This is a genomic window from Methylibium sp., assembly GCF_013817365.1.
GTDB lineage: Bacteria > Pseudomonadota > Gammaproteobacteria > Burkholderiales > Burkholderiaceae_C > Methylibium.
Genome location: NZ_JACDCU010000263.1, coordinates 1 through 5,934 on the forward strand (window position 1 = coordinate 1; position 5,934 = coordinate 5,934).

At 68.6% G+C, this 5,934-nt stretch carries 5 protein-coding genes; all 5 read right to left on the reverse strand.

The genetic code is table 11. From position 1 onward, the window contains the following. A partial coding sequence (pyrF, locus tag H0W38_RS14985) for an orotidine-5'-phosphate decarboxylase (RefSeq protein ID WP_292455455.1) occupies positions 1-836 on the reverse strand: 836 nt, incomplete at its 3' end. Between the two features lies 1 nt (position 837). Continuing rightward, positions 838-2,715 carry an ATP-binding protein gene (locus H0W38_RS14990; protein ID WP_292455457.1) on the reverse strand — a complete coding sequence of 626 codons (1,878 nt, stop codon included), beginning with the start codon at positions 2,713-2,715 and terminating at the stop codon, positions 838-840. Between the two features lie 58 nt (positions 2,716-2,773). Then, positions 2,774-4,144 carry an adenylosuccinate lyase gene (purB, locus tag H0W38_RS14995; protein ID WP_292455458.1) on the reverse strand — a complete coding sequence of 457 codons (1,371 nt, stop codon included), beginning with the start codon at positions 4,142-4,144 and terminating at the stop codon, positions 2,774-2,776. A 101-nt stretch (positions 4,145-4,245) separates the two neighbouring features. Further along, a complete protein-coding gene (locus H0W38_RS15000) occupies positions 4,246-5,322 on the reverse strand; it encodes a M48 family metallopeptidase (protein WP_292455460.1) in 1,077 nt (358 codons plus the stop codon). Between the two features lie 103 nt (positions 5,323-5,425). Continuing rightward, a partial coding sequence (locus H0W38_RS15005) for a DUF898 family protein (protein ID WP_292455462.1) occupies positions 5,426-5,934 on the reverse strand: 509 nt, incomplete at its 5' end.

Consider the following 5,934-nt stretch of genomic DNA (forward strand, 5'->3'; position numbering starts at 1 on the left):
CGAGCGTGGTTCAGGGTCTCGCGCGTCGCCATCGCGACCTTGCGGGCGGCGGCAGTGAAATCCGCGCCGCTACCGGCATAGAGCACGGCGCGCGAGGAGTTGACGATGATCGGCGCCGTGGTCTCGTGCCCCGGCCCGCCGCGCCAGGCGGCGCGCACCGTGGCCGCCGCATCGCCGCCCTGTGCGCCCACGCCGGGGATGAGCAGCGGCAGCGTGGGCGCCAGCTCGCGCACCCGCGCGAGTTCCTCGGGAAAGGTGGCACCGACCACCAGCCCGAGCTGGCCGTTCGTGTTCCACGGCCCCTGGGCGAGCCGCGCCAGGTGCTCGTACAGGCGCGGCCGGCCCGGGGCATCGGCCAGGCGCTGCATCTGCAGGTCGCTGCCGCCGGGGTTGGAAGTGCGGCACAGCAGGATTGCGCCCTTGTCCGGCCGGCGCAGGTAGGGCTCGATCGAGTCGAAGCCCATGAAGGGCGACAGAGTCACCGCGTCGGCCTTGTAGCGATCGAAGGCCTCGCTCGCGTACTGCTCGGCGGTGGCGCCGATGTCGCCGCGTTTGGCGTCGAGGATCACCGGCACGTCGGGCGCAACGCGCTGGATGTGCGCGATCAGCCGTTCGAGCTGGTCTTCGGCGCGGTGCGCGGCGAAGTAGGCGATCTGCGGCTTGAAGGCGAGCACGAGGTCATGGGTGGCATCGACGATGGCGGCGCAGAAGTCGAAGATGCGGGTGGCGTCGCCGGTCCACGGCGCCGGGAATTTCGCGGGCTCCGGATCGAGGCCGACGCACAGCAGCGTGTCGTTGCGGCGCTCGGCGGCGAGGAGGCGGGCGAGGAAGCTCATGTCAGTCCCGCTCGTGGTCGGTGTTGGCGCGATAGGCCTGCTGAGGATGGTTGGGTTGACGCGGGTAGCGCTGCTGAATGCAACCTTGCTGCACTAACCGGGTGACATAGCTGCGTACGGTGCCGGCGCGTCGGGCCAGCAGAGCAACCAGTTCATCCGTTCGCAGTTCACGCCAAGCACACAACATCACGATAGCCGCCTCCACCTCGCCGGGCGGTGCTCGCATGCCCAGCCGTTCGATGACCGTTGCCAGAGCCGGGGGTAAGTCGGGCGGCAGCTTGCTGGATTGCATCGGAGGGTCCGTGGATAAGCCGCCGAGGTTGCCGGATAAGCCCACCGGCTTACTGGACAAGGCGATCGACACCGGCTCATCAATCGGCAGGAGCTTTGTGGTCGGCACGTAGTAAGTGGCCGAGCCGCGACCCTTTTGCTCCAGCAGCCCCGCATCACGCAAACGCCGCAATGCCTGGCTGGCTGCCAACGGGTCCACACCCGTCAGCTCCCGGTAGCTGGCGTTGTCGATCGCTAGCGCTTCCTTGACGAAGACCAGCGCTTTCGCATCGTCGTCGCTTAGGTGCACGGACTTAAACTGTGCCAGCCAGGCAATGTCGTCCGGCCCGAGAAAGTGGTGGAACAGGTAGCGCGCGACGAACAGGTCGCGGCCGCGGTCCGACTCGAACAGTGGTGGCGTCAGACCAGCCTGGTCCATCGACTCGCGCATCACGCGGATACCGCTCCACTTAATTTCGGCAAAGCGCGTGTCGTGCAGCACTGCGGCGATCTTCGGATTGCGCGGCTGCGAGCCCGGCTCTCCCAGATGTTCGGGAGACTTGAGCGAGAAGCCAGGATTGCGAATCTCGAGTCGGTTGCTGTACCGGATGACCTGCACCGGACTCGTGCTCCGGTAGCTGCGATGCATCAAAGCATTGACGATGGCCTCGCGTATCACCCGTTGTGGAATGACCGGACGATCCTGACGCTGAAGTTCGCCCTCTGGCAAGGCAAAGGCACGTGGCAAATCGTCGAGTACCGCGGCTTGGGCGCGCCGAACGAGACGAAACAGCGGATCGCGCAACTCGATCGTATCGAAGCGCCGTTCTGGATCGGGAACCCATTCCCGGCCGGGTACGCGGATGTAATCGACCCGCGTCATCGGGAAGCAGCGACGCAAGGCCTGCGCCTTGCCGAAAAGGAGCAAGCCAGCAACCGTCGGTTGCCAGACACCAATCATTCCGGCGCCACCTGTCGTACGCCGTATGGCGCCGAGCGATTGCAGCAATTCCTCGTCCGACCAGCGCAGTTCCTCCGCATCCGGATTCACTTCCGCGCGCGATTGGCGATAGTCAGCCAGCGCTTCAGGCGCCAGATCGTCGAGCGACGCATCCGGCACGATGCCGGCGTCAAAGCTGTCCTGTTGTCGGCCCTGATAAAGGACCAGCAGATCGTCATCGGTGCAATGCTGATCGACGCTGCCGATGCGGCGCATGGCCCCGGCCGGCAAACCGCGACGCTTGAAGTACACCGGCTTGTCATGAGGCGGCGCCTCAGGAACGCGCACGACGAGCACCGCCTTGCCCTCGACCTCCTCTGCGGCAATGTCAACGCGCACCGGCGTGTTGAACTCGGTGCGGCACTGGCTCGCCAGATCGGCCGACAGCTTGTCCGGCTGGGACAGGCCCTCGACCTCATAAGACGGGAACAGTGCCAAGTCTTCGCGCACCACCCCGAGCAGCAGCCAACCTCCATCGAGTCCCGGTTCATTGGCGAAGGCGCATACGCTTTCGAGGAGCGACTTGCCGACCTCGCTCGCTCGCTTCGCTTCTACCCGCTCGTGCTCGTCAAGGACGTTCAGCGCCTCGAGAATCTCTCGCGCGTTCATGCAGCTCCCGCCGAGCCGCTTGCTCCCAGTTCTGCTTGCATGGCTCGTTGGTCTCAGGTCAGCGCGCCCGCGCGGCCAGTTCGGCCGCCATGCCGGTGTAGGCGCCCGGTGTCAGCGCGAGCAGCCGCTCCTTCTCGGCCGGCGGCAACTCCAGCGTCTCGATGAACGCGGCCACCGCCTCGCGCGTGATCGCCTTGCCGCGCGTCAGCTCCTTGAGCCGCTCATACGGATTGGGCAGGCCGTAACGCCGCATGACGGTTTGGATCGGCTCGGCCAGCACTTCCCACGCGCCGTCGAGGTCCGCCGCAAGCTGGGCTTCGTTGACCTCCAGCTTCGCCAGTCCGCGGGCCAGCGAATCCCAGGCCAGCAGCGTGTAGCCCAGCGCCACGCCCATGTTGCGCAGCACCGTGGAGTCGGTCAGGTCGCGCTGCCAGCGCGAGATGGGCAGCTTTTGGCTCAGGTGGCTGAGCAGGGCGTTGGCCAGGCCGAGGTTGCCCTCCGCGTTCTCGAAATCGATCGGGTTGACCTTGTGCGGCATGGTGCTCGAGCCGATCTCGCCGGCCTTGAGCTTTTGCCTGAAGTAGCCCAGGCTCACGTAGCCCCACACGTCGCGCGACCAGTCGATGAGGATGGTGTTGGTGCGACTGAGGGCGTCGAACAGCTCGGCCATCCAGTCGTGCGGCTCGATCTGGATGGTGTAGGGGTTGAAGGCGAGGCCCAGCCGCTGCTCGACGACCTTGCGGCTGAAGGCTTCCCAGTCCACGTCCGGATACGCCGCGAGATGGGCGTTGTAGTTGCCGACCGCGCCGTTCATCTTGGCCAGCAGCGCGACACCGGCGATGCGCGAACGCGCGGTGGCCAGCCGTGCGGCGACGTTGGCGATCTCCTTGCCAACCGTGGTGGGGCTGGCGGTCTGGCCGTGCGTGCGCGCGAGCATCGGCAGCGTGGCCATCTCGCGCGCCATGCGCTCCAGCCTGGCTATCACGGCGTCCAGCGCCGGCAGCATCACGGTCTCGCGCGCCGCGCCGAGCATCAGCGCATGGCTGGTGTTGTTGATGTCCTCGCTGGTGCAGGCGAAGTGCACGAACTCGCCCGCCGCCTGCAACTCCTTGTTCCCCTCGAACCTGGACTTGAGCCAGTACTCGACCGCCTTGACGTCGTGGTTGGTGGTCTTCTCGATGTCCTTGATGGCCTGCGCGTCGGCTTCGGAGAAATCGGCGACCAGGAGGCGCAGGTGGGCGCGGGCTTCATGGGACAGCGGCGCGAACTCGGGCAGCCCGGCCTCGCCCAGCGCGATGAACCACTCCACTTCCACCTGCACGCGGCGCTGCATGAGGCCGAATTCGCTGAGCAGCGGGCGCAGCGCATCGACTTTGGCGGCGTAGCGGCCATCGAGCGGCGACAGGGCGGTGAGGGCGGAGGGCTGCATTGCTCGGCGGCGATCGGGGGACGAAGCGCCGATTGTAGGAAGCCGTCCACCGTGCCCTGCCCGAGGCCTTGGCTCTCGCGGCAAGTGCAGCGGCATTCGACTCACTGCCGTGCCGCGGCGCGGAAGCGCTCGATCCGTTCAGCATCGGCCGGATGGCTGGAGAACGCGATGCCGAAGGCCGACTCATCGGCCGTCTCACCACGCTCGGCGCGCCACCGGGCCAGTCGCTCGAAGAAGCCCGCCATCGCCGCGGGGTCGCGGCCTGCGGCGCGCAGCAGCGCGATGGCCTCGCCGTCGGCCTCGCGCTCGAGCTGGCGTGAATAGCCGAGCGTGCCGAGCAGCGCCGGCGCGGCGGCAAGCAGGCCGCTGAAGTCGCCGAAGGCAAGGCTGCCGGCCGCGCCGAGCAGCGTCGCCTGAACGAGCTGGCGCATGCCGTGACGGCCTCGCACATGGCCGTATTCGTGGGCCAGCACGCCGACGACGGCCGCCTCGTCGCCCTCGACCAGTTGCACCAGCTCGTCGGTCATGACGATGGTGCCGCCGGGCAGCGCGAAGGCATTCGGGCCGATGCGCGCGGCGCGGAACTCGAGGCGGTAAGGCGCCGGCTTCGCTCCGGCGCCGCTGCGAACCGCGTGGTCGAAGGCTGCGCGCAAATCGGCCTGCTGCTTCGCCGGCAGCTGGCTCGGCGCCAGCCAGCGCGCCTCGACCTGCTGCAGCGCGATCTCGCCGATCTGGGCGTCGACGCTGGCCGGCAGCACGGCCAGCGTGGCGTCGGCCAGCAGCGGCACGCCCCAGCGCCAGCCGGCCGCCACCAAAACAAGCAGCAGCACGCTGACCGCCAGCACCGCCCGCCAGCTCTGCTGGCTGCGCACAACGAAGCCCTCGCGCAGGCCGGCACCGGCGACGAAGGCGTCCCAGTCGGCGCTGGCCAGCGCATGCAGTTCACCGCCGCCCGCGAGATGCGCGATGCGCGCGCCATGCCGCGTGCGCTCGGGCCAGCGCACCTCGTCGAGCGCGGCGCTGCGCAGCGGGGTGCCTTGATCGATGACGCCGGCACTGGCACTCGTCGGCGTGTCATCGATGATCAGCAGCCGGCCGCCCCGCAGCTGCAGCCGCACGCGCCGCGGTCGCGCGCTGCGGCCGTCGAAGTAGTCGGTGGCGAGGCCGGGCTCGGTCATGTTGCGACCCCGGCGGCCGAGTGTCGCGGCGCCGAGTCAGGCCGCAGCGCTCGGGACGGCACGCAGGCCCGCAACGTCTTCCCGTTGATGCGGCACAGCGGCTTCACAGACCGAGGTCGATGCCGAGCAGGTCGGCGGCGGCGTCGCCGGCCGCATCGCCGCTGGCCGCGCGCGCTTCGCTCTGCAGTTCGTCGAGCGGCCGGCGCGTGTGCAGCGAGACCGCCTCCAGGCGCAGGCGCGCCATGGCGATGGCGGCCCACGGCCAGTACAGGCCGAGCGTCAGCAGCACGAGCAGCCAATTCTTCAGCGTCAGCAGCGCCAACGGGGCGAAGCGAAGATCGCTGCGAAAGCGCAGGTCGGCATTGCCCGTGCGCGACCACAGAAGATTCTGCAGGCGCGAGGTCGCGTAGGCGCGCGGCACGATCTGCACCATCAACAGCAGCAGCACGAAGGCCACCGGCGCCAGGCCGAGCACCGCCCGCGCGCTTTCGCCGAGGACGACCGCCAGCCCGGCCAGCAGCCCCACCGCGAGGAGCAGCACCAGCAGCGCCACCCCGGCAATGCGCACGAACGCGCCGTACGCGACGCGCAGCGCCACGCGCAGTTCGGTCT